The following is a 21,713-nucleotide window of genomic DNA, read 5'->3' as shown; positions in this document are numbered from 1 at the left end:
GGGTGAGCAGTACCCGACGATCCTCCCACGGGCGACGGGCGACGGGCGACGGGCGACGGGCGACGGGCGACGGGCGACGGGCGACGGGCGACGGGGCCCCCGCAGGCGCTCCACCCGGACTGTCGGTGGGGCGTGGCAGGATCGGGGGCGTGGCAGAGACAGCATCGAAGCAGACCGACAAGACCCCCGGCGGCACCCGTCCCCGGCTCATGCTCATGGACGGGCACTCGCTGGCCTACCGCGCGTTCTTCGCGCTGCCCGCGGAGAACTTCACGACGGCGACCGGCCAGCCGACGAACGCGATCTACGGCTTCGCGTCGATGCTCGCGAACACGCTGCGTGACGAGGCGCCCACACACTTCGCGGTGGCCTTCGACGTCTCCCGCAAGACCTGGCGCTCCGAGCAGTTCACCGAGTACAAGGCGAACCGCTCCAAGACCCCGGACGAGTTCAAGGGCCAGGTCGAGCTGATCGGCGAGCTGCTCGACGCCATGCACGCGCCGCGCTTCGCCGTCGAGGGGTACGAGGCGGACGACATCATCGCCACCCTCGCCACGCAGGCCGAGGCCGAGGGCTTCGAGGTGCTGATCGTCACCGGCGACCGCGACTCCTTCCAGCTGGTCACCGAGCACACCACCGTGCTCTACCCGACGAAGGGCGTCTCGGAGCTGACCCGGTTCACCCCCGAGAAGGTGTACGAGAAGTACGGTCTGACGCCGGCCCAGTACCCCGACTTCGCGGCCCTGCGCGGCGACCCGTCCGACAACCTCCCCGGCATCCCCGGCGTCGGTGAGAAGACCGCCGCGAAGTGGATCAACCAGTTCGGTTCGTTCGCCGAGCTGGTCGAGCGGGCCGACGAGGTGAAGGGCAAGGCCGGGCAGAACCTCCGCGAGCACCTGGAGGCGGTCAAGCTCAACCGCCGGCTCACCGAGCTGGAGCGGCAGGTGGAGCTGTCCAGGACGGTCACCGACCTGGAGCGCATCCCGTACGACCGCAAGGCCGTCGCGATGCTCCTGGACACCCTGGAGATCCGCAACCCGTCCCTGCGCGAGCGCCTCTTCGCCGTCGACCCCGGCGCACAGGAGGCGGAGGCCACCCCCGTCGTCACGGACGGCGTGGAGATCGACGGCAGGATCCTGCACACCGGCGAGCTGGCCCCCTGGCTCGCCGAGCACGGCTCCGGCACCCTGGGCGTCGCCACCGTCGGCGCCTGGGCGCTGGGCGCCGGCTCCGTCTCCGAGGTCGCCCTCGCCGCGGCCGGGGGAGCGGCGGCCTGGTTCGACCCGTCCGAGCTGGACGAGGCCGACGAGAACGCGTTCGCCGCCTGGCTGGCCGACGCGGAGCGCCCCAAGGTGTTCCACGACGCCAAGGGCGCCATGCGCGTCCTCGCCGAGCACGGCTGGAGCGTCGACGGCGTCGTCATGGACACGGCGCTCGCCGCGTATCTGGTCAAGCCGGGCCGGCGCTCCTTCGACCTGGACGCGCTGTCGATGGAGTACCTGCACCGCGAGCTGGCCCCCGCCGCCGCGGCCGACGGCCAGCTCGCCTTCGGCGCGGACGACGCCGCCGAGGCCGAGGCCCTGATGATCCAGGCCCGCGCCGTCCTCGACCTGGGCGAGGCCTTCGAGGGCCGCCTGCGGGAGGTGGGCGCCGCCGAGCTGCTCAGGGACGTGGAGCTGCCCACGTCCGCGCTGCTCGCGCGCATGGAGCGGCACGGCATCGCGGCGGACCGCCCGCACCTGGAAGCGATGGAGCAGATGTTCGCGGGTGCGGTGCAGCAGGCCGTGAAGGAGGCCCACGCGGCGGCCGGCCACGAGTTCAACCTGGGCTCGCCCAAGCAGCTCCAGGAGGTCCTCTTCGGCGAACTGGCCCTGCCGAAGACGAAGAAGACCAAGACCGGCTACACCACCGACGCCGACGCCCTGGCCTGGCTCGCCGGCCAGACCGACAACGAGCTGCCGGTGATCATGCTCCGGCACCGGGAGCAGGCGAAGCTGCGCGTCACCGTCGAGGGCCTGATCAAGACCATCGCGGGCGACGGCCGCATCCACACCACGTTCAACCAGACGGTCGCCGCGACCGGCCGGCTGTCCTCCACGGACCCGAACCTCCAGAACATCCCGGTCCGCACGGACGAGGGCCGGGCGATCCGCCGGGGCTTCGTGGTCGGCGAGGGCTTCGAGTCCCTGATGACCGCGGACTACAGCCAGATCGAACTGCGGGTGATGGCCCACCTCTCCGAGGACGAGGGCCTCATCCAGGCGTTCACCTCCGGCGAGGACCTGCACACCACCGCCGCCTCCCAGGTGTTCGGCGTCGAGCCCGGCGCGGTGGACGCGGAGATGCGCCGCAAGATCAAGGCCATGTCCTACGGCCTGGCGTACGGCCTGTCGGCCTTCGGCCTGTCCCAGCAGCTGAACATTGATGCGGCCGAGGCGCGGGCCCTGATGGACGCGTACTTCGAGCGGTTCGGCGGGGTCCGGGACTATCTGCGCCGCGCGGTCGACGAGGCGCGGGCGACGGGCTACACGGCGACCCTCTTCGGGCGCCGCCGCTATCTGCCCGACCTCAACAGCGACAACCGCCAGCGCCGCGAGGCGGCCGAGCGCATGGCCCTGAACGCACCCATCCAGGGCACGGCGGCGGACATCGTCAAGATCGCCATGCTGAAGGTGGACGGCGCCCTGCGGGAGGCGGGCCTCGCCTCCCGGATGCTCCTCCAGGTCCACGACGAGATCGTCCTGGAGGTCGCCCCCGGCGAGCGGGAGGCCGCGGAGGAGATCGTCCGCCGCGAGATGACGAACGCCGTCCACCTCAGGGCTCCGCTGGACGTCTCGGTGGGCGTGGGCCGCGACTGGGAGTCGGCGGCGCACTAGGCCCACGGCGCACCGGCGGCCGGAGCGGCACGGCCGCCCCGGCACCGGTGCGCATCCGCCCGGTCCGCGCGGCGGTGCCGGGCAGGGCAGCTCCGCCAGGGGCGCGGGGAACGGCGCGTCCGGCCGGGCCGCATCCGCAGGCTGGACTGATCGCGGCACCGGTGGGTTCCCGCCCCGTCCGTCCGCGCGGCGGTGCCGGGCGGGGCAGCTCCGTCAGAGGCGCGGGGAACGGCGCGTCCAGCCAGGACGCACCCGCACGCCGGGCGCACGCGACGGGATTCGGTGCGGCCGGGCACGGGGGGCGTCCTGCCCCGCCGGGTCCGCGGCGCGGTGCCGCGGGGAACGGTGCGCCCACGCACCCGCACGCCGGGCGCACGCGACGGGATCCGGTGCGGCCGGGCACGGGTGGGCGTCCCGCCCCGCCCGGTCCGCAGCGCGGTGCCGCGGGGAACGGCACGTCCAGCCAGGACGCACCCGCACGCCGGGCGCACGCGACGGGACCCGGTGCTGCCGGGTCGCTGCCGGCACCGGCGCGTGTCGGCACCGGCGCGTGTCGGCACCCCGGTCCGCCACCGGCGCCGACCGCGGCCGCGTCCCGCCGTGCCCCCGCCTCACCCCTTCCCACCTGCGCAGCACCGCGCCCGCCGGGCGGGAAAACCGCCGCAACCCCGCGGGGTCCGTCACTCTCGTGGCCCCCGCCAGAACGCCCCGCACCCCCCGCAGCCGCAACACTGCGGGCATGGGTATACGCATGCTTCACCGCCGGACGCCCGAGGCAGCCTCCCGGGGCTGGGCGGACGCCTTCACGGCGCAGGCCCTGCCCGCCTCGCCGGTTCCGGCCCTCTCGGCCGACGCAAGCACCGCCCGCATCCCGGCCGGCCTGGCCGCCACCGTCCGCAAGGTCACCGAGGACCTCCGGCGCAGACGCGCGGGCCGCGCGGCCCGCACCCCGGACTGGCGCCAGTGGGCCGACCTGGCCCGCGGCTGTCTGGCCCTCGCGCTCACCGCGATCCCGCGGCCCCGCCCCCGGCGCACCCTCACGGTCTTCGTCGCGTCGCTCACCGAGCGACCGGCCGGCCCCGGTCCGCACCGGCCGCCTCGCCGTGATCCCCGGGACCAGGGGCGGGACGCCGCACCCTGACCCCGACGGCGTACAGCAGCAGCCCCGCCGCCGTCCCCGCGCCCACCCCGAAGCACAGGGTGGGCACCAGCTCCCACGGCCGCGCCGCCCCACCCCGGTGACACTCCCGCCACCGCGCCGCCCGCTGCACCGCCCCGGCCAGCGCACAGCCGCCGATCACCGCGAGCGCCCACCACCGGTCCCGCCGGGACAGCGCGGGCACTCCCGCCGGCTCCCCGCCCGGCGCCAGCCGCAGCGCGCGCACCACGAACACCGTGATCACCACGGCGCCCACCGCGGACGACCCGTACTGCAGCCAGGTGAACAGCGGCACACCCGCCGGGCGGTCCCGGCCGATGGCCGGAATCAGCCGTGTGCCCCACCGATCGTGATGTGTGAACGCGTCCCACACCACATGGGTGAGCGCGCCGAGCACCGCGGAGCCGTACCACCGTCCCGCCGACGCGGCCCGCACCCGCGCGCGGGGCGCGCCGCAGCGCAGCAGCGCGGCCGGCCGCCCCTGCCGGGCCCGCGGCAGCAGCGCGAGCAAGGGCTCCCGGACCAGCAGCCACAGCCCCGCGAGCGCCCAGGCGATGAGCACGTCCACGGTGACAACCCCGGTGAACGCGTGCGTGACCGCGCCGAACTCCATGCCGCCCGGTACGACGCCGGCCGCGTAGTACGGCAGGTCGGGCGCGAGTGAACCCGCGACGAGCACCGTGGGCGCCAGCGCGCCCCGCCCGCTGCCGTCCCGGCGGAACGCGGGCAGCACGGCCGCCGCATGGCTGAGTGTGAACGGCAACGGAGCCTCCCGGAACGGTCGTCGGCCATGAGGCCGGCACCGGTGATCAGGTCCGCTCAGTATGCGGGCGCGCCGCCGGCGCGCCCGCACGGGACCGCCGACCGGCCGACCGGCGAAAACCGGGCACGACTGGTGCCCGCTGCAAGGAAGTTGTCGTAGGGTCACCTGCGTCGCCGTGCGAACGCACGGCCGAACACCCGAGCACACACATGGAAACGCGGAACAGGGGCAACCACAGCACCGGGTCGACCGTCACATCAGAGCGAGGCAGACAGGCGGAGACGTACGCAGGGACGTCCACGGGAGGGGTTCACTTCATGGCGGCGCATTTCGGCAGGCGGCTGCGCAAGGGAGCGGCGACCACGGCCGTGGCCGCGGTAGCGGTCGCGGCTCTTTCCGCATCCCAGGCTCCGGGAGCGACCGGCGAGGACCACGGCAGACAGGCGACCGCCGGCACGGCCGACCCCGCACCGGACGCCGGCGGCAACGCGACCGGCAACTCGCCGTACTACACGGACCTGCCGCCGCTGAAGAGCCCCCGGCCCAGCCCCTCTCCCAGCATCGGCACCCCCGTCTCGCGGGGCGAGGTCGAGGCCGGCATCCCGGCGACGGTCCTCGACGCCTACAAGAAGGCCGAGGCGGAACTGCGGGCCGCCAAGCCCGGCTGCAACGTGCCCTGGCAACTGCTCGCCGCCATCGGCAAGGTGGAGTCGGGACACGCCCGCGGCGGCCGGGTGGACGCCGGCGGCACCACCGTCGGCCGGATCCTGGGGCCGCAGCTCGACGGCAACGGCTTCGCGCTCATCCAGGACACCGACCACGGCGCGTTCGACGGCAACAGCCACTACGACCAGGCCGTCGGCCCCATGCAGTTCATCCCGTCGACCTGGGCCTGGGCCGGCCGCGACGGCAACGGCGACGGCGCGAAGGACCCCAACAACGTCTACGACGCCGCGCTCGCCGCGGGCCACTACCTGTGCCGCAACGGCTGGGACCTGTCGCGCGAGGCCGACCTGCACAGCGCGATCCTCAGCTACAACAATTCGCGGGACTACCTCGACCTGGTCCTGAACTGGCTGGAGTACTACCGCAAGGGCACCCACTCCGTGCCCGACGGCACCGGGCCCGTGCCCGAGCACCGCAGTGACGACGCCGGCCGCCCCGCGTCCCCGACGCCCACGGCCCCGCGGCGGCCCGCGCCGGACCCCGCGCCCGGCAAGCCCGGCCACGGCCACGGCCACGGCGGCAAGGACGAGGGCGACCACGACGGCGGCGGCAAGGACGGCGGCGGCAAGGACGGCGGCGGAAACGGGAACGGAACCGAGAACGGGAACGGGAACGGGAACGGCGGGAGCGAGACCCCCGTCCCCGAGCCGCCGCGGCCGCCCGTCCCCCCGACGACCCCGCAGACGCCCACCGACCTGGTGGACCACATCGAGGACGCGGGCACCGGGAAGCTCACCGCGATGGCCGGCGACGCCTTCACCGGCCGGATCCGCGCCCGCGCCGAGACCAAGGCCGGCACATCCGTCGCCAAGGTGAGGATCAGGTTCACCGTCACCGGCGACACCGACGCCACCTTCGCCGGCGGGGAGACCGTGGCCACGATCGCCACCGACGCGAAGGGAGTCGCGCTGGCCCCGGCGCTCCAGGCCGGCGAGAAGACCGGGGACTTCAAGGTCACCGCGGCCGTCGTGGGCCGCTCGGTCAAGGGCGTCGACTACACCGCCACGGTCACCGCGCGCGCCGCCGACGCCCTCACCCGCACCGGCGACACCCCGCCGACCTGCACCCCGGGCGGCGAGTTCGCCGGCCAGGTGCAGCTGAAGGCGACGTACCAGGGCGCCGCCGCGGGCAAGGTCGCGGCCACCGCCACCCTGATCAAGTCGGCGGCCGACGCCACCGAGAACGACAAGGGCCCCTACTTCAAGGGCGCCGACGGCAAGCCCGTCCGCACCCTGACGGGCCTTCAGACGGACGCCGACGGCCTGCTGACCCTGCCGAAGCTGTACGCGGACGACACCACCGGCGTCTTCCTGCTCCGCGTCACGACCACGGGCGGCGCGACGCTCACCGTCGAACTGACGGTCGCCGCGGCCGAGCCTCCGGCGGGACCGGCCCCGAGCGCGTCCGCGTCCGCCGCGTCCTGACCGCCGCACACGGCACCACCCCGGCGCCCTCCCCGCTCCGGCGGGGCGGGCGCCCCCGCCGCGGCCGCAGCGCCGGCCGGGCCGGTCAGCGCCTGAGCCGGGCGTTGGTGTGCCGCGTCGGCTCGGCGGTCGCCGGGTCCTCGGGCCACGGATGCTTCGGGTACCGCCCGCGCAGCTCCGCGCGCACACTGCGGTAACCGTCCTTCCAGAACGAGGCCAGGTCGGCCGTGACGGCGGCGGGCCGCCCGGCGGGGGAGAGCAGGTGCACCAGCAGCGGCACCCCCGCCACGGACGGCGTCTCGCGCAGCCCGAACATCTCCTGCAGCTTCACCGCGAGCACCGGCCGCTCCGGATCCCCGTAGTCGACCCGGACCCGGGAACCGCTCGGCACGGTGATCCGCTCGGGCGCCAGCTCGTCCAGGCGGGCGGCCTCCCCGCCCGCCCAGGGCAGCAGCCGCGCGAGCGCCTGCCCGGCGTCGATCCGCCCCAGATCGGCCCGCCGCCGGGCCCTGCTCAGCTCCGGCTCCAGCCACTCGTCCACGCGCGCGTGCAGCGCCTCGTCCGACACGTCCGGCCACGGCTCCCCGAGGTGCGCGCGCAGGAACGCCAGCCGCCGCCTCAGCAGCTCCGCCTCCGGCGACCAGCGCAGCAGCCCGAGCCCTTCCCGGCGGAGCCCTTCGAGGAGGGCGGCGCGCAGGAGAGCGGGGTCGGCGTCCCTCAGCGGCCGCGCGGCCAGCTCGATCGCCCCGAGGCGTTCGACGCGCCGAGCAACCACGTCCCCGTCGGCCCAGTGCACCTCGTCGCGCTCCTCCAGCAGCGCCCGGGCGGCGGCGCGCGCCACGTCCTCGTCCACCGCGGCCCCGAGCCGCACGCGCGCGTGCCCCTCACCGGCCGGCCGGTCGGCCACGGCCACGACGATCCACGGGACCCCGTTCAGCGCCGACCCGTCCGCCGGCTCGGCCCGCGTCCCGGACGCCATGAGGTAGGAGCCGCCGTCGAACCTGGCGACACGCTCGGGAAAAGCCAGGGCGGCGACGGCCCCGGCGACGGCGTCGTCCCCGCCGGAGGCGCTGCCCGCCCCGCCGGACCCGGCAGCGGTCCCCGCCCCGCCCAGGGCGGGCCGGCGTCCACCGGGCCGGCCGCCCCGCGCGGGCGGGCCGCTGTCCGCCGCGGGGGCGCCGCCGGCCGCGGCGGGGACGGAGCCCCGTCCGGCACACCGCGTCCCGGCACGCGCGGCGCCGTCTCCGCCGGAGGCGCCGCCGGTGCCGGCGGCCTCGCCCCCTCCTGTCCCGGTGGCGCCGAGCCCGGCGCGTTCACCGGCCCCGGCCGGCGCGCCGGCCGCGGCGGGCGGCCGGGCGAACTCCGCGGAGACGGCCCTCAGCCGCCGCACCTCCGCGGCCCACCGCCCCGCGTAGGCGTCACCCCCGCTGCGGGCCCGCCGCAACGCCGCAGCGAGATCATCGCCGTACTCCCGCGGCACCTCCTCCGAGAGCAGGGCGACCACCTCGGCCCCCGCACCGCGGGTGTCGCGCAGCGCCCGCCCCAGCCGGGGATGCACCCCGAGCCGGGCCAGCCGCACACCGGCCTCCGTGGCCCGCCCGGCGGAGTCCACCGCCCCCACGGCCGACAGGACGTCCCGCGCCGCCGCCATCGCCCCGCCCGGCGGCGGATCGAGCAGCGCCAGCCCGGAGGCGTCCGGATCGCCCCAGCAGGCGGCCTGGAGGGCGAACGCGGTCAGGTCGGCCACCTTGATCTCCGGCGCCGGGAACGCGGGCAGACGGCCGTCCTCGGCCTCCGCCCAGCACCGGTACACCGTCCCCGGCGCCTCCCGCCCGGCCCGCCCCGCCCGCTGCCGCCCGGCCGCCCGCGACGCCCGTACGGTCGTGAGCCCGCTCAGTCCCCGCGCGTGGTCCACCCGCGGCTCCCGCGCCAGCCCGGAGTCGACCACCACCCGCACGCCGGGCACCGTCAGCGACGACTCGGCCACCGACGTCGCGAGCACCACGCGCCGCCGCCCGCCGGGCGCCAGCACCGCGTCCTGGACCGCGGCCGGCGCCCGCCCGTGCACCTGGAGCACGTCGACGGCGCCGAGATCACCGAGCTGCCCGGCCACCCGCGCGATCTCACCGACCCCCGGCAGGAAGCACAGCACGTCCCCCTCCCGCTCGGCCAGCGCCCGCCGCACCACCGACGCCACATGGGCCAGCAGCGCCGGGTCCACCCGCATCCCGTGCGGCGGCCGTACGGGACGGGCCGGCGGGGCCCACACCACCTCCACCGGATGGGCCGCGCCCGCCGCCTCGACCACCGGCGCCCCGCCCAGCAGCCGCGCCCAGCCCTCGGCGTCCGTGGTCGCCGACGCGGCCACCAGCCGCAGGTCCGGCCGGAGCGTCTGCCGCACGTCCCACAGGAACGCGGCCGCGGTGTCGGCGTCCAGGTGCCGCTCGTGGCACTCGTCGAGCACCACCGCGTCGACGCCGGTCAGCTCCTGGTCGAGCTGGAGCCGCTGCAGCAGCACACCGGTCGTCACGACCTCCACGCGGGTGTGCGGTCCCACGGCCCGTTCGCCACGCACCGTGAGGCCGACGCTCCCGCCGGGCCTCTCGCCGAGGAGCCAGGCCATGCGCCGGGCCGCCGCCCGCGCCGCGATCCGCCGCGGCTCGGCCACCACCACCCGCCGCGCGGGACCGCCGCCGGTCAGCCCCGCCAGCACGAGCGGCACCAGCGTCGTCTTGCCGGTGCCGGGCGGAGCCACCAGGACGGCGGCGCCGTCACCCTCCAGGGCGTCGGTCAGGGCGGGCAGGGCGGAGCGCACGGGCAGGGCGTCCAGGGCGTCGTCACGGATCACGCCCCCAGTGTCGTACGACCCGGGAAACGGCCTCCACGCGCGCGTGCCCGCAGGCACGCAGCGTTCAGTCCCGCTCGCAGACGAAGATCGCCGTGCCGGGGATCAGGCTTCCGCGCAGCGGCGACCAGCCGCCCCACTCCGTGGTGTTCCAGGCCGGCCACTCCGGCTCCACCAGGTCCACCAGCCGGAAACCGCAGGCCACGACGTCCCGCACCCGGTCGCCGAGCGTCCTGTGGTGCTCCACGTAGACGGCCCTGCCGTGCTCGTCCTGCTCCACGTAGGGGGTGCGGTCGAAGTAGGAGGAGGACACCGACAGGCCCTCGGGACCCGGCTCGTCCGGGAACGCCCAGCGGATCGGATGCGTCACCGAGAACACGAACCGGCCGCCCGGCCGGAGCACCCGGCGCACCTCGCGCAGCACCAGCCGCGGGTCGGCCACGAAGGGCAGCGCCCCGTACGCGGAGCACGCCAGGTCGAAGGAGCCGTCCCCGAAGGGCAGCGCCACGGCGTCGGCGCACACCAGCGGGACGGAACCGCCGATCCGCAGGGCGTGCTGGAGCTGGCGGTGCGAGAGGTCCAGGGCCACCGGGCGGGCGCCCTGGGCGGCCAGCCAGCGCGCGCACTGGGCCGCGCCCGCGCCGATCTCCAGCACGTCCCTGCCCACCAGGTCCCCCGCCGGGCCGAGCAGCCCGGCCTCCGCCTCGTCCAGGCCCTCCGGGCCCCACACGAAGCGGCTGTCGCCGAGGAACGCGCCGTGTTCGCTCTGGTACTCGTCGGCGTTGCGGTCCCACCAGCCGCGGCTGGCCCGCGAGCTCTCGGTGACGTCCGCGTCGCGCCGCGTGGCCTCCGGCTCGGGCCGGCCGGCCCCGGACGGTCCGTACGCTTCCGGCTCTTGGATGATCGGCTCCCTCGTCGTACTCTTCCGTGCAACCCGCCGGGGTCCGCGCGCAGGCGATCCACGCGCAGGCGATCCACGGGCCCGCGCGGCCGGTCGGGGCGGTTCCGCCGCCGGGCGCGCGGCGGTCCGCCCGGGGTCCTGGCCGTCGCGCATTGACCCTGCCCGGCTGCCCCCGTATGCTACAAGTTGCGCTGCGGGCCTGCGCACCTCAGACGTAGCAGGCTGCGCTCGCATCTGTTGTATGTCCCCTCGGTTGTCGAGGCGCCACCGGGCACCCGGTGCTCAAAGTGGCGCTTCCTTGGCTGTCCGGCTTCTGCAGAGCGAAACGGGCTCCCGGCGTAAGCAGTACCTACGACTTCAATGTCCGTACCGGAGCCCTTTCCCACATGACGAGCAGCACCGAGACCACCGCCACCACCCCGCAGGTAGCGGTCAACGACATCGGTAACGAGGAAGCCTTCCTCGCCGCGATCGACGAGACGATCAAGTACTTCAACGACGGCGACATCGTCGACGGCGTCATCGTGAAGGTCGACCGGGACGAGGTCCTGCTCGACATCGGTTACAAGACCGAAGGTGTCATCCCGAGCCGCGAGCTCTCGATCAAGCACGACGTCGACCCCAACGAGGTCGTGGCCGTCGGCGACGAGATCGAGGCCCTGGTCCTCCAGAAGGAGGACAAGGAAGGCCGCCTGATCCTCTCGAAGAAGCGCGCCCAGTACGAGCGTGCCTGGGGCACCATCGAGAAGATCAAGGAAGAGGACGGCATCGTCACCGGTACCGTCATCGAGGTCGTCAAGGGTGGTCTCATCCTCGACATCGGCCTCCGCGGCTTCCTCCCGGCCTCCCTGGTGGAGATGCGCCGTGTCCGCGACCTCCAGCCGTACGTCGGCAAGGAGCTCGAGGCCAAGATCATCGAGCTGGACAAGAACCGCAACAACGTGGTCCTGTCCCGCCGCGCCTGGCTCGAGCAGACCCAGTCCGAGGTCCGCCAGACGTTCCTCACGACCCTGCAGAAGGGTCAGGTCCGCTCCGGCGTGGTCTCCTCGATCGTCAACTTCGGCGCCTTCGTGGACCTGGGTGGCGTCGACGGTCTGGTCCACGTCTCCGAGCTGTCCTGGAAGCACATCGACCACCCGTCCGAGGTCGTCGAGGTCGGCCAGGAGGTCACGGTCGAGGTCCTCGACGTCGACATGGACCGCGAGCGCGTCTCCCTGTCGCTGAAGGCGACCCAGGAAGACCCGTGGCAGCAGTTCGCCCGGACCCACCAGATCGGCCAGGTCGTGCCCGGCAAGGTCACCAAGCTGGTGCCGTTCGGCGCGTTCGTCCGCGTGGACGAGGGCATCGAGGGTCTGGTCCACATCTCCGAGCTGGCCGAGCGCCACGTGGAGATCCCGGAGCAGGTCGTCCAGGTCAACGACGAGATCTTCGTCAAGGTCATCGACATCGACCTCGAGCGTCGTCGCATCAGCCTCTCGCTGAAGCAGGCCAACGAGGCGTTCGGCGCCGACCCGTCCGCGGTCGAGTTCGACCCGACCCTGTACGGCATGGCCGCGTCCTACGACGACCAGGGCAACTACATCTACCCCGAGGGCTTCGACCCGGAGACCAACGACTGGCTGCCCGGCTACGAGAAGCAGCGCGAGGAGTGGGAGCGCCAGTACGCCGAGGCGCAGTCCCGCTTCGAGCAGCACCAGCAGCAGGTCATCAAGTCCCGCGAGGCGGACGCCCAGGCCGCTGCCGAGGGCGGCGAGGCCGCGGCTCCGGCCGCGACCGGCGGTTCGTACTCCTCCGAGGGCGCGGACACCTCCGGTGCGCTCGCCTCGGACGAGGCGCTGGCCGCGCTGCGCGAGAAGCTCGCCGGCGGGCAGAGCTGACCGCTGCCGCCGAGGCACACCCGTCAGGGCTGAGGGGCCGCACCTTCCGAGGTGCGGCCCCTCGGGCTTTCCCCGGGCCGGCGGCTGCCGCGCCGGCTCCCCCGGGGCCGTGCTCCCCCTGACCGGCGCCACCGGCCCGGACCGGCCCGACCCGTCCGGCGATCCACCGCCGCCGGCCACGGCGGCGGTGAGGAACGGGCCGCGCGCATGACGGCCGTCATGGTGGACGCCGATGTCCGGCCACGCGCACAGCCGCTGACGCGGCGTCAAGGCGGCTGGGCGCCGCCGCCTCCGATCGAGGGCGTGTCGCGGGAATTACCGTGTTCCGGGCCGCGTTGTCCAGGAGGAACACGAGGAGGAGCGGTCACTGTGCTTGATCCGCAGGGTTTGTACGCATGGGAGCCGAAGGGCCTCGCCGTCGTCGACATGGCGCTCGCCCAGGAGTCGGCCGGCCTTGTCATGCTCTACCACTTCGACGGCTACATCGACGCGGGTGAGACCGGCGACCAGATAGTCGACCGGCTGCTGGACTCCCTGCCCCACCAGCTCGTGGCCCGCTTCGACCACGACCGGCTCGTGGACTACCGCGCCCGCCGGCCCCTGCTGACCTTCGAACGCGACCGCTGGACCGGCTACGAGGTCCCGGCCATCGAGGTCCGCCTCGTCCAGGACGCCACCGGCGCCCCGTTCCTGCTGCTGTCCGGCCCCGAGCCGGACGTGGAGTGGGAGCGGTTCGCGGCGGCGGTGCGGCAGATCGTGGAGCGGCTCGGCGTCCGCCTGTCGGTGAACTTCCACGGCATCCCGATGGGCGTCCCGCACACCCGCCCCGTCGGCCTGACCCCGCACGGCAACCGCACCGACCTCGTCCCCGGCCACCGCAGCCCGTTCGAGGAGGCACAGGTGCCGGGCAGCGCCGAGTCGCTCGTCGAGTACCGCCTCATGGAGGCCGGGCACGACGTCCTGGGAGTGGCCGCGCACGTCCCCCACTACATCGCCCGCTCCCCGTACCCGGACGCCGCCCTGACCGTCCTGGAAGCCATCACCGCCGCCACCGGCCTGGTCCTGCCGGGTGTCGCGCACGCGCTGCGCACGGAGGCGCACCGCACGCAGACCGAGATCGACCGGCAGATCCGCGAAGGGGACGAGGAACTGACCGCCCTGGTCCAGGGCCTGGAGCACCAGTACGACGCGGTGGCGGGCGCCGAGACCCGCGGCAACATGCTCGCCGAGCCCGTGGAGATCCCGTCGGCCGAGGAGATCGGGCAGGAGTTCGAGCGGTTCCTCGCCGAGCGCGAGGGCGACACCTGACGGGCCCGGCACCGGCCCGGCACCGGCCGGCCCGGTGCCGGCGGCGGGGCGCCGGGCCGCAGGGCCTAAGCTTCCGCTCATGCTGACAGTGGGCCTGACCGGCGGGATCGGCGCCGGCAAGAGCGAGGTGTCGCGGCTGCTCGTGGAGCGCGGAGCGGTGCTCATCGACGCCGACCGGATCGCACGCGACGTGGTGGCGCCCGGCACCCCGGGGCTCGCCGCCGTGGTCGAGGCCTTCGGCCCGGACGTCCTCACGGCGGACGGCAGCCTGGACCGGCCCCGGCTCGGCTCGATCGTCTTCGCCGACCCCGACAAGCTCGCCCTGCTCAACTCCATCGTGCACCCCCTGGTGCGCGCACGCTCCCGTGAACTCGAGAGCGCGGCGGCCGAGGACGCCGTCGTCGTCCACGACGTGCCCCTGCTCACCGAGAACGGTCTCGCCCCGCTCTACGACGTCGTGGTCGTCGTGGACGCCGACCCCGCGACCCAGCTGGACCGGCTGGTCCGGCTGCGCGGGATGACCGAGGACGACGCGCGTGCGCGCATGGCCGCGCAGGCGACCCGCGAGCAGCGCCGGGCCGTCGCGGACATCGTGATCGACAACGACGTGCCGCTGGACGAGCTGCGGGCGCGCGTCGCCGAGGTGTGGGACGACCTCGTGCGGCGAGCCCGCCGGGGCGGTGCGGAGCGGGCGCGCGGCGGTACCGGGGCGGGCGCGGAATAGCGCGGCCGCCCGGGGCGTTGCACCTCGGCAGTGAGGGAAGGACTCTGCCGTGCCCGAGACCAGCGGTTCCACCGGACGTACGCCGGAGACGCACGTCATCGACTTCCGTGCCGCCGAGCAACTGCTCAACGCACGGGACCCCCGGGGCGCGGTGAAGCTGCTCGACGGCGTCATCGCCGCCCACCCCGAGAACACCGCCGCCCGGCTGCTGCGCGCGCGTGCCTTCTTCGCCGCGGCGCAACTGCGGCCCGCCGAGCTGGAATTCACCATCGTGCTGGAGCGGGAGCCGGACAACGCGTTCGCGCATTTCGCCCTGGCCCGCACCTACGAGCGTCAGGGCCGCCCGGACCAGGCCAGGCGCCACTTCCGGCTGGCCGCCGCGCTCGACCCCAATCCGCAGTACCGGAAAGCGGCCCGCTTCGACGACTGACTCCGGGCGCGGCCGGCGGCCCGGGCCGGCCAGGCGCCGGGTGTCCGTCAAGGGCGGCGGCGCCCGGCCTGCCGCGGGTACGGCGGCCCCGGTTCCGGTGGCGGGTACGGCGGCACGTCGTGGCCCGGCTGATGGTGCGGGCCCTGCCGCATGTGCCTGAGGACCACGACCAGGTCCGCGGTGGCCACCAGCCACAGCACCCCGCACGCGGCCGCCCAGCCGGGGTGCCCGCTCAGCGCGAACGCCGCCGTGCCGAAGACCGCCCAGAGCAGTCCCCACACGCTCAGCCACAACCGCGCCCGCAGCGCGCTGCGGGCGGTCACCGGTTCACTGCCCGTACGCATCGGATCACCGCTCCTTCCTTGCAACGTACTCCCCTGTGAGCCGTGCACCAAGGCCCGCCGGGGCCCGCGCGGGGGCGCCCAGCCGCAGTGCGCCGGCGCCCGCTGTGACGCCCAGGTGCGACGGCCCGGTGCACGCCCACGGACAGGGGCGCGCGCATGCGGATGTCACCGCATGCGCGGGGTCACCCCATGCGGGGTCACCCCATGCGCATGTCACTCGAAAGGGTGAAGCGGGGTCGGGTGGGAACGGGCGTGCGGGGCCGGCCGTTGTCCGGGCATGAGGGTCGAGATGCGTAAGGGGTACGGGGGCACGGGACCGGGTGCGATCACCCCGGACGGCTGCGCGGTGGAGTTGTACGCGCGCCTGCCGGTGGGCAGCGAGCCGGACGTCATCGCCGCGGCGGTACCGGCCGGGGCGCACATACTGGAACTGGGCAGCGGGGTGGGCCGGGTCACCCACGCCCTGCTGGAGCGAGGATTCACGGTCACGGCGGTGGACGAGTCCGCCGACATGCTGGCCCGGGTCCGCGGCGCGCGCACCATATGCAGTCCCATCGAAGACCTCGACCTGGGCGAGGAGTTCGACGTGGTGATGCTCGCGTCGTTCCTCGTGCACGCCGGTGACGAGGAGGTGCGCCGAGGGTTGCTGCGCACCTGCGCCCGGCATGTGGCCGAGGGCGGCTGCGTGCTCATCCAGCGCGAGGGCGAGGACTACCACACCGAGGTGCCCCGGGAGCGGGTCGACCCCAGCGGCTTCACCGTGCGGATCCTCTCGGCGGACCCGGTCGGGGACGGGGTGAACTCCGTCCACGCCGAGTACGTGTTCCCGGACGCGGTCTGGACCCAGACGTTCCTGTCCCGGCCCCTGACGAGGGAGCAGTTCGAGTCGGCGCTGGCGGAGGCGGGACTGGAGGTGGACGCGTATCTGACACCGGACGGGATGTGGGTGCGGGCGCTGCCGACCGCCTGACCCGGGCGCCGCCCTCTCCACGGGACCGGCGGACCGGGGGACTGCACGATGCCGGGCACCCTGCCCGCCGGGGCGGCCGAGGCCGGCGGACGCCGAGCCGGTCCCGCGGCGGACGGACCGCTCGGTGAACCGGCGAGGAGGTACCCGGGCAGCCCGCCCCGGAGCGATGAGTTTCCGGGGGCCGGCGGGTCTACCCCGGCGAAAGCTACCGGGACCGCATCCCCAGGAGACCCCCATGTCCGAGACCACCGCTTCCGCCGGTTCCACGACCCCCGCGGCCTCCGGCCCGCTCACCGGCCGGGCGCGCCGGGCCCGGGTCGCGCTGCGGGCCCTGCAGACAGTGCTCGCCCTCTTCTACGGCGTCGCCAGCGCCCTGCCCAAGCTCATCGCGCATCCGTCGGCCGTCGAGTCCTTCGACCGGATCGGCTGGGGCACCGGGGCCATGTACACCATCGGCGCGCTGGAACTCGCCGGCGCCGTCGCGCTGCTGATCCCGGTACTGCAGTCCGTGGCCGCGCTCGCCCTCGCCGCGCTCATGGTGGGAGCGTTCATCGTCCAGCTCACCGTGTTCGACGGCCGCAACGCGGTGACCCCGCTGATCCTCATCGCGCCGCTGATCCTGATCGCCTGGGCCCGGCGCGCCCACAACAGGGACCTGCTGCGTCTGCTGCACCGCCGGTGAGTCTCCGACCTGCGCCTTCGCCGGTGCGGGCGGCGGCTTCCCCCGGACGATCCGGGGCATACGGTGACGGTATGGACGACAGCAACGCACTCGCCCGGCTCGACCGGCGCGTCGCCGGCTGCCGGGCCTGCCCCCGGCTGGTCGACTGGCGCGAGGAGGTGGCCCGTACCAAGCGGGCCGCGTTCGCCGACTGGACGTACTGGGGGCGTCCGGTGCCGGGCTTCGGCCCGGCCGACGCCCGGCTGCTGATCATCGGGCTGGCCCCGGCCGCGCACGGCGGCAACCGCACCGGACGCATGTTCACCGGCGACCGCTCCGGGGACGTGCTGTACCAGGCGCTGTACGACGTGGGGCTCGCCTCGCAGCCCACCTCCGTCCGGGCCGACGACGGTCTGGAGCTGTACGGCGTCCGCGTCACCGCGCCCGTGCACTGCGCCCCGCCGGCGAACAAGCCGGCCCCCGTCGAGCGGGACACCTGCCGGCCCTGGCTGGTGGAGGAACTGACGCTGCTCCGCCCGACACTGAGGGCCGCGGTCGTCCTCGGCGCCTTCGGCTGGCAGGCCGCGCTGCCCGCGTTCGCCGAGGCCGGGTGGAGCGTGCCCCGCCCTCGCCCGGCATTCGCCCACGGTGCCCGGGTCGCCCTCGACGGCCTGGATCTCTTCGGCTGCTTCCACGTCAGCCAGCGCAACACCTTCACCGGCCGGCTCACCGCCGAGATGCTGCGCGAGGTCCTGCACACGGCGGCGGAGACGGCCGGGCTGCCTTCGACCACCGGACGCCGTCACCTCCACCGCCCAGACCCCGGGAGGCCGTGCTGAGCGGACCGCTACGGAACCACGGCCGTCGCCGTGATCTCCACCAGCTGTCCCGTGTAGCCGAGGCAGGAGACCCCGAGCAGCGTGGACGAGTGCGGCCCCCGGCTCAGGCCGGACGCCTCGACCACCTCCCACACGGCGGACAGCGTCGCGGGCTCGTCGGCGACGACGTACACCTCCGTCACGACCACGTGCTCCAGGTCGCTGCCCACGGCCCGCAGCTGCTCGCTCAGATTGGCGATCACCTGCTCGGCCTGGAGCACGGGATCTCCCGGACCCACCAGCTCGCCGTCGGCGGTGAGCGGCACCGCCCCGGCGAGGAAGGCCAGTCCGGTCCCGGCCTCCACCACGGAGGCGTGGGAGTAGGCGGGGGGAGGGAAGAGAGCGGGGACGGTGACGCGCCGGATCATGAGGCGGCTCCTGTCAGACGGTGGCGGGCGACGGCCCAATGATCGGCGCGCACCGGCGCCCGGCGCACCCGAATTCCGCGGACCGGCGTACGCCTGCCGGGGGCGGCGACGGCAAGGCGCTCTCCGCACTCGCACTGCCCGCCTCACCCCGGCGCGGCCCCGCAGATGGCGTCCGCCCTGCCTTCACGAGGGGTACGACGGCTGACACGGAGCGTGCGGTTCGTGTCACAACGTGAACGGATTCTCACGGTCCGCGCCGGCCCGGCACCGGCAATGTCTCAGTCGTGTCACTGAGCGAGGCGTCACCCCTCCCCGGAGCGTTAACTCCTACACGGACGACGCTTTCTGGAGGTGCGAGATGGTGAACGGGCGAAGGGTGCTCGAATGCTTCCCCGCCGGTGGCCCGCGGGGCTCCTGGCCCGCGGAGGAGTTCGCCCACGCACGGCGTCTGGAGGGCATGCCCGCCGAGGTCGTCATGGACCTCGCCACGGACACGTTCCTGGTCATCGTGCGGGGGAGCGAGGCCGTCGACTGAGCCGCCACCGGAGCGCCGCCCGTCCGCGGCGCATCCGGCGGGCCCGGCGGGCCCGGACGGCTCAGACGGGCTTGGGAGCCGGGACGTCGCGGCGCGGCGCCGGCGCCTTCGCCGCGAACTGCTGCGCCTGCAGGGTGTACAGCTCGGCGTAGACACCGCCCCGGGCGAGCAGCTCCTCCGGGCTGCCGGACTCGACCAGACGTCCCTGCTCCAGCACGTGCACCAGGTCGGCGTGGCGGACGGAGGCCAGCCGGTGGGTGATCAGGACGACCGTCTGCCCACTGCCCGCCAGCGCCCGGATCTTCTCGAACACCTCCAGCTCGGCCCGCGCGTCGAGCGCCGCCGTCGGCTCGTCCACGATCAGGATGCTCCCGCGCCGGTACGCGGCCCGGGCGATGCCGAGCCGCTGCCACTGGCCGCCGGACAGTTCGTGCCCGCCGCTGAAGTTGCGGGCCAGCAGGGTGTCCAGGCCGCGCGGCAGATCCGCGACCACCTCCTCCGCTCCGGCCTCCGCGATCGACGCGGCCAGCCGCTCCTCGGTCATGGGGGCGCGGGAGCGGCCGACGGCCACGTTCACCCGGGCGGTGAACGGCCAGCGTTTGAAGTCCTGCGCCACCATCGCGATGCGCTCGGCGAGCAGTCGCCGGTCGGCGCGCGCGGCGTCGACGCCGTCCCACAGGATCCGGCCCCGGTCCGGCGTGTACAGGCCCGCCAGCAGCTTGACCAGCGTGGTCTTGCCCGAGCCGTTCTCGCCGACGAGCGCGATGATCCGGCCGAGGGGGAGGGTGAGGGTGACGTCGTCGAGGGCGGGGCGGGGGATGTTCCTCCGGATGCCGTCCCGCGGCCGGGCGCCTGCGGCGCTCCGCGAGCCGGGTTCCCGCGAGCCGGGTTCCCGCGGAGCGGCGCCCTGCCGGGCGGTGTCGTGCGGATGTCCGTCGCCGGAGCGGGCGTCGTGCGGACGGACGTCGCCGGGGCGGGCGTCGTCCGGCTGCGGATCGTGCGGGTAGCTGAAGGTGACGTTCTCGAAGCGGATCTCCTTCGGGTCCTCCGGCAGCGGCTCCCCGCCCGTCGGGATCGCCCGCTCGGCCGCAGCGACGTACAGCCGCTGCAGATCGCTCACGAACAGGGCCTCCTCGTGCAGCTGGTTGATCTCCAGCACCAGCGCGTCCAGGCTCGCCGCGCCCGTACGGATCGCGATCACCGCCGTGCCGGCCACGGACAGGGCCGTCGCACCGGCCAGCAGCAGCCCGCCCAGCGTCGCGTACGTCGCGAGCGTGGCGAGACCCGTCCAGGCCGCGGCGATCAGACCGGTCCGGGCGGCCAGCCGGGACAGCCGGGCCTGTTCCGCCTCCGCGCTCTCCGACATGCAGCGGAAGTGGCGCAGCAGGAACGGGCCGACGCCGTGCACCCGGATCTCCGGGGCGGCGGCCGGCTCGGTGAGCAGGCTGCTGATCAGCTGGCCCGCCCGGGCGTGCTGCACCCAGGTGTGGAAGGACTCGTAGCGGCGACGGGCGTTGGTCAGCGCGCTCCACGCACTGGGCAGGGTCATGGTGACCAGCAGCGGGAGCAGCGCCGGGTGCAGCACCGTGAGCACGCCGGCCGCGGCGACCAGCGAGATGATCGCGTTGATCACCCGGGTGCCGTGGCCGATCATGTGCCGGGCGGACCGGGCTCCGTACTGCGCCGTGTCCAGCAGCTTGTGGAAGGCGTGGTCCTCGATCGCCGCCAGTTCCACCTCCGCGGCACGCTCCAGGTACAGCTCGGTCGCCACCCGCTCCACCTTGGGCTCCAGCCGCCCGGTGGCGTAGGTCGAGGCGGCCCGCAGGAGCGCGGCCACCAGCGTCACGGCGGCCAGGACGACGAGGGCGGGGGCGGCCGAGCGCAGCCGCTGCTCGATGGCGGCCCCGGTGAGCAGCTCGCCGAGGGCCCTGTTCACGGCCAGCAGGCCGACCGCCTGGGCCAGGCCGCGTCCGACCTCGGCGGCCAGCACCGCCCGAGCGGCCCGCGCGTCGGCCTGCCGGGCCAGCCGGAGACTGGCCGCCAGCATGCCGGGCAGCCGGGTCAGCATCGCCCGGAAGCCCAGCTGGAGAAAGGCGTCCGCGTGCTTGTTCCAGCCCATGTCGTACCGCAGCGGCCCTCCGAACAGCAGCCGCTCCGACTCCGACACCACGGGCTCGGCCGCCTCCCGTCTCTTCCTCACCGTGACCTCCCGCACCCCGGAACGGAACGGCCACTATCGCGGCCGCAGCGGCGGCTGGGCAGGGCGCGGGACGAAGCGAGGGGGGCGCGGAAGGGGCACGGTGCGTGCGGCCGGGGCGGGGGTGGCGCCGGGGGAGGGCGGGCGGCCGGCCGCGGGCCCGCAGGCGGGCGCGCGGCTCGCCGGGGGCGCGGGCGCGGCTCGCGGGGCGTGCAGGAGCGCAGGCCGGGGTGGCCGCGCCCCCGGCCGGGTCCGGGGGCGCCGTCGTGCCGCGGCCGCCGGTACGCGTGCCGGCCGGGGTTCGGCGCAGCCGTTACGCCGAGACGGCCCGCGACCAGTCCGGCGTCGTCCCCGTCACCCGGCACAGCGCCAGGTACAGCGGTATCGGCGGGGTGTACGGAACCGTGCCCTGCGGGCGGTGGATGAGCCTGGCCTCGCCGCTGAGCAGGGCGCCGGCGGCGTAGTGGGCCGGAGACGGCCACGGCAGGGCGTAGTCCGAGTCCGACGGGACGATCCACCACCAGTGGGAGCCGTCCGCGTACACGCATCCCACCCGCGGCAGCCGCGGCAGGACGAGCGGGCCGAGGTGGTCGGGGACGCCGACGGCGTCACAGCCGAGCGGCGCCGTCATGCCGTCCGGCACCGGCAGCCGGCCGGCCGGTTCCGGCACCGGACGCCGGCGCTGCAGACCCACCAGGGCGTCCAGGCCCATGGCGAGATCCTGACC

General features: G+C 75.0%; 18 protein-coding genes. 11 read left to right on the top strand and 7 right to left on the bottom strand.

The genetic code is table 11. From position 1 onward, the window contains the following. The first annotated feature begins 149 nt into the window (after window positions 1-149). Together polA and ABZ261_RS26705 are read left to right on the top strand one after the other, a co-directional pair. Window positions 150-2,876 carry a DNA polymerase I gene (polA, locus tag ABZ261_RS26710; RefSeq protein ID WP_356863413.1) on the top strand — a complete coding sequence of 909 codons (2,727 nt, stop codon included), beginning with the start codon at window positions 150-152 and terminating at the stop codon, window positions 2,874-2,876. Window positions 2,877-3,615: 739 nt separating this feature from the next. Continuing rightward, entirely contained in the window at window positions 3,616-4,017 is a 402-nt protein-coding gene (locus ABZ261_RS26705) for a hypothetical protein (RefSeq protein WP_356863411.1), read from the top strand. Here the strand turns inward: ABZ261_RS26705 and ABZ261_RS26700 are convergent. Continuing rightward, on the bottom strand, window positions 3,935-4,798 hold the full coding sequence (locus ABZ261_RS26700; protein ID WP_356863409.1) for a DUF4184 family protein: 864 nt from the start codon (window positions 4,796-4,798) through the stop codon (window positions 3,935-3,937). The two genes, ABZ261_RS26705 and ABZ261_RS26700, sit on opposite strands and share 83 nt — an antisense overlap. Before the next feature lie 317 nt (window positions 4,799-5,115). On the opposite strand from ABZ261_RS26700, the gene ABZ261_RS26695 reads away from it, so the two are divergent. Beyond that, window positions 5,116-6,948 carry a lytic transglycosylase domain-containing protein gene (locus ABZ261_RS26695; protein WP_356863408.1) on the top strand — a complete coding sequence of 611 codons (1,833 nt, stop codon included), beginning with the start codon at window positions 5,116-5,118 and terminating at the stop codon, window positions 6,946-6,948. A gap of 85 nt (window positions 6,949-7,033) precedes the next feature. Here the strand turns inward: ABZ261_RS26695 and ABZ261_RS26690 are convergent, their stop codons facing one another. Both ABZ261_RS26690 and ABZ261_RS26685 read right to left on the bottom strand, forming a co-directional pair. Continuing rightward, the gene (locus tag ABZ261_RS26690) at window positions 7,034-9,796 is read right to left on the bottom strand and encodes an ATP-dependent helicase C-terminal domain-containing protein (RefSeq protein WP_356863406.1); all 2,763 of its coding nucleotides are present in this window, start codon (window positions 9,794-9,796) and stop codon (window positions 7,034-7,036) included. 64 nt (window positions 9,797-9,860) lie between these two features. Next, window positions 9,861-10,847, bottom strand: coding sequence for a class I SAM-dependent methyltransferase (locus tag ABZ261_RS26685; protein WP_356863404.1), 987 nt, complete (start codon window positions 10,845-10,847; stop codon window positions 9,861-9,863). Between the two features lie 233 nt (window positions 10,848-11,080). Between ABZ261_RS26685 and rpsA the strand changes: the two genes are divergently transcribed. From rpsA to ABZ261_RS26665, 4 genes are all read left to right on the top strand, one after another. After that, a complete protein-coding gene (gene rpsA, locus ABZ261_RS26680; protein WP_356863402.1) occupies window positions 11,081-12,571 on the top strand; it encodes a 30S ribosomal protein S1 in 1,491 nt (496 codons plus the stop codon). A 369-nt stretch (window positions 12,572-12,940) separates the two neighbouring features. Then, window positions 12,941-13,879 (top strand): PAC2 family protein, encoded by a 939-nt coding sequence (locus ABZ261_RS26675; protein ID WP_356863400.1) that lies wholly within the window; start codon window positions 12,941-12,943, stop codon window positions 13,877-13,879. A gap of 79 nt (window positions 13,880-13,958) precedes the next feature. Further along, window positions 13,959-14,603, top strand: coding sequence for a dephospho-CoA kinase (gene coaE, locus ABZ261_RS26670; protein ID WP_356863398.1), 645 nt, complete (start codon window positions 13,959-13,961; stop codon window positions 14,601-14,603). 49 nt (window positions 14,604-14,652) lie between these two features. Next, window positions 14,653-15,033 (top strand): tetratricopeptide repeat protein, encoded by a 381-nt coding sequence (locus ABZ261_RS26665; RefSeq protein ID WP_356863396.1) that lies wholly within the window; start codon window positions 14,653-14,655, stop codon window positions 15,031-15,033. A gap of 47 nt (window positions 15,034-15,080) precedes the next feature. On the opposite strand, the gene ABZ261_RS26660 is transcribed toward ABZ261_RS26665, so the two are convergent. Further along, a complete protein-coding gene (locus ABZ261_RS26660; protein ID WP_356863394.1) occupies window positions 15,081-15,377 on the bottom strand; it encodes a DUF6343 family protein in 297 nt (98 codons plus the stop codon). 289 nt (window positions 15,378-15,666) lie between these two features. Here ABZ261_RS26660 and ABZ261_RS26655 point away from each other — a divergent pair, with 289 nt between their 5' ends. The 3 genes from ABZ261_RS26655 to ABZ261_RS26645 all read left to right on the top strand — a co-directional run bounded on the left by ABZ261_RS26655 (window position 15,667) and on the right by ABZ261_RS26645 (window position 17,847). Beyond that, the gene (locus ABZ261_RS26655) at window positions 15,667-16,347 is read left to right on the top strand and encodes a class I SAM-dependent methyltransferase (protein WP_356863392.1); all 681 of its coding nucleotides are present in this window, start codon (window positions 15,667-15,669) and stop codon (window positions 16,345-16,347) included. A 235-nt stretch (window positions 16,348-16,582) separates the two neighbouring features. Then, window positions 16,583-17,029 carry a DoxX family protein gene (locus ABZ261_RS26650; protein ID WP_356863390.1) on the top strand — a complete coding sequence of 149 codons (447 nt, stop codon included), beginning with the start codon at window positions 16,583-16,585 and terminating at the stop codon, window positions 17,027-17,029. A 71-nt stretch (window positions 17,030-17,100) separates the two neighbouring features. Further along, window positions 17,101-17,847 carry a uracil-DNA glycosylase gene (locus ABZ261_RS26645; protein ID WP_356863388.1) on the top strand — a complete coding sequence of 249 codons (747 nt, stop codon included), beginning with the start codon at window positions 17,101-17,103 and terminating at the stop codon, window positions 17,845-17,847. An 8-nt stretch (window positions 17,848-17,855) separates the two neighbouring features. On the opposite strand, the gene ABZ261_RS26640 is transcribed toward ABZ261_RS26645, so the two are convergent. Next, complete coding sequence (locus tag ABZ261_RS26640; protein ID WP_356863386.1) at window positions 17,856-18,254, bottom strand: RidA family protein; 399 nt, start codon at window positions 18,252-18,254, stop codon at window positions 17,856-17,858. Between the two features lie 358 nt (window positions 18,255-18,612). Here ABZ261_RS26640 and ABZ261_RS26635 point away from each other — a divergent pair, with 358 nt between their 5' ends. After that, window positions 18,613-18,789, top strand: a complete 177-nt coding sequence (locus ABZ261_RS26635) for a hypothetical protein (RefSeq protein ID WP_356863384.1) — start codon at window positions 18,613-18,615, stop codon at window positions 18,787-18,789. Between the two features lie 61 nt (window positions 18,790-18,850). Here ABZ261_RS26635 and ABZ261_RS26630 read toward each other — a convergent pair whose 3' ends face one another. Together ABZ261_RS26630 and ABZ261_RS26625 are read right to left on the bottom strand one after the other, a co-directional pair. Then, window positions 18,851-20,989 carry an ABC transporter ATP-binding protein gene (locus tag ABZ261_RS26630; RefSeq protein WP_356863382.1) on the bottom strand — a complete coding sequence of 713 codons (2,139 nt, stop codon included), beginning with the start codon at window positions 20,987-20,989 and terminating at the stop codon, window positions 18,851-18,853. Window positions 20,990-21,299: 310 nt separating this feature from the next. Continuing rightward, a complete protein-coding gene (locus ABZ261_RS26625; RefSeq protein ID WP_356863421.1) occupies window positions 21,300-21,698 on the bottom strand; it encodes a hypothetical protein in 399 nt (132 codons plus the stop codon). Window positions 21,699-21,713: the final 15 nt, after the last annotated feature.

It is taken from the genome of Streptomyces sp. NPDC006193, from assembly GCF_040613915.1.
Taxonomy (GTDB): domain Bacteria; phylum Actinomycetota; class Actinomycetes; order Streptomycetales; family Streptomycetaceae; genus Streptomyces.
Note: the sequence above shows the minus strand (reverse complement) of the source record. Positions and strands in the feature narration are given on the sequence as shown.

Coding starts and splice junctions, on each gene's coding strand:
- ABZ261_RS26625 (WP_356863421.1), bottom strand. CDS start 21,698: ATGGGCCTGGACGCCCTGGTGGGTCTGCAGCGCCGGCGTCCGGTGCCG.
- ABZ261_RS26705 (WP_356863411.1), top strand. CDS start 3,616: ATGGGTATACGCATGCTTCACCGCCGGACGCCCGAGGCAGCCTCCCGG.
- ABZ261_RS26655 (WP_356863392.1), top strand. CDS start 15,667: ATGCGTAAGGGGTACGGGGGCACGGGACCGGGTGCGATCACCCCGGAC.
- ABZ261_RS26685 (WP_356863404.1), bottom strand. CDS start 10,847: ATGCGCGACGGCCAGGACCCCGGGCGGACCGCCGCGCGCCCGGCGGCG.
- ABZ261_RS26640 (WP_356863386.1), bottom strand. CDS start 18,254: ATGATCCGGCGCGTCACCGTCCCCGCTCTCTTCCCTCCCCCCGCCTAC.
- ABZ261_RS26650 (WP_356863390.1), top strand. CDS start 16,583: ATGTCCGAGACCACCGCTTCCGCCGGTTCCACGACCCCCGCGGCCTCC.
- ABZ261_RS26695 (WP_356863408.1), top strand. CDS start 5,116: ATGGCGGCGCATTTCGGCAGGCGGCTGCGCAAGGGAGCGGCGACCACG.
- ABZ261_RS26635 (WP_356863384.1), top strand. CDS start 18,613: ATGGTGAACGGGCGAAGGGTGCTCGAATGCTTCCCCGCCGGTGGCCCG.
- rpsA (WP_356863402.1), top strand. CDS start 11,081: ATGACGAGCAGCACCGAGACCACCGCCACCACCCCGCAGGTAGCGGTC.
- ABZ261_RS26660 (WP_356863394.1), bottom strand. CDS start 15,377: ATGCGTACGGGCAGTGAACCGGTGACCGCCCGCAGCGCGCTGCGGGCG.
- ABZ261_RS26645 (WP_356863388.1), top strand. CDS start 17,101: ATGGACGACAGCAACGCACTCGCCCGGCTCGACCGGCGCGTCGCCGGC.
- coaE (WP_356863398.1), top strand. CDS start 13,959: ATGCTGACAGTGGGCCTGACCGGCGGGATCGGCGCCGGCAAGAGCGAG.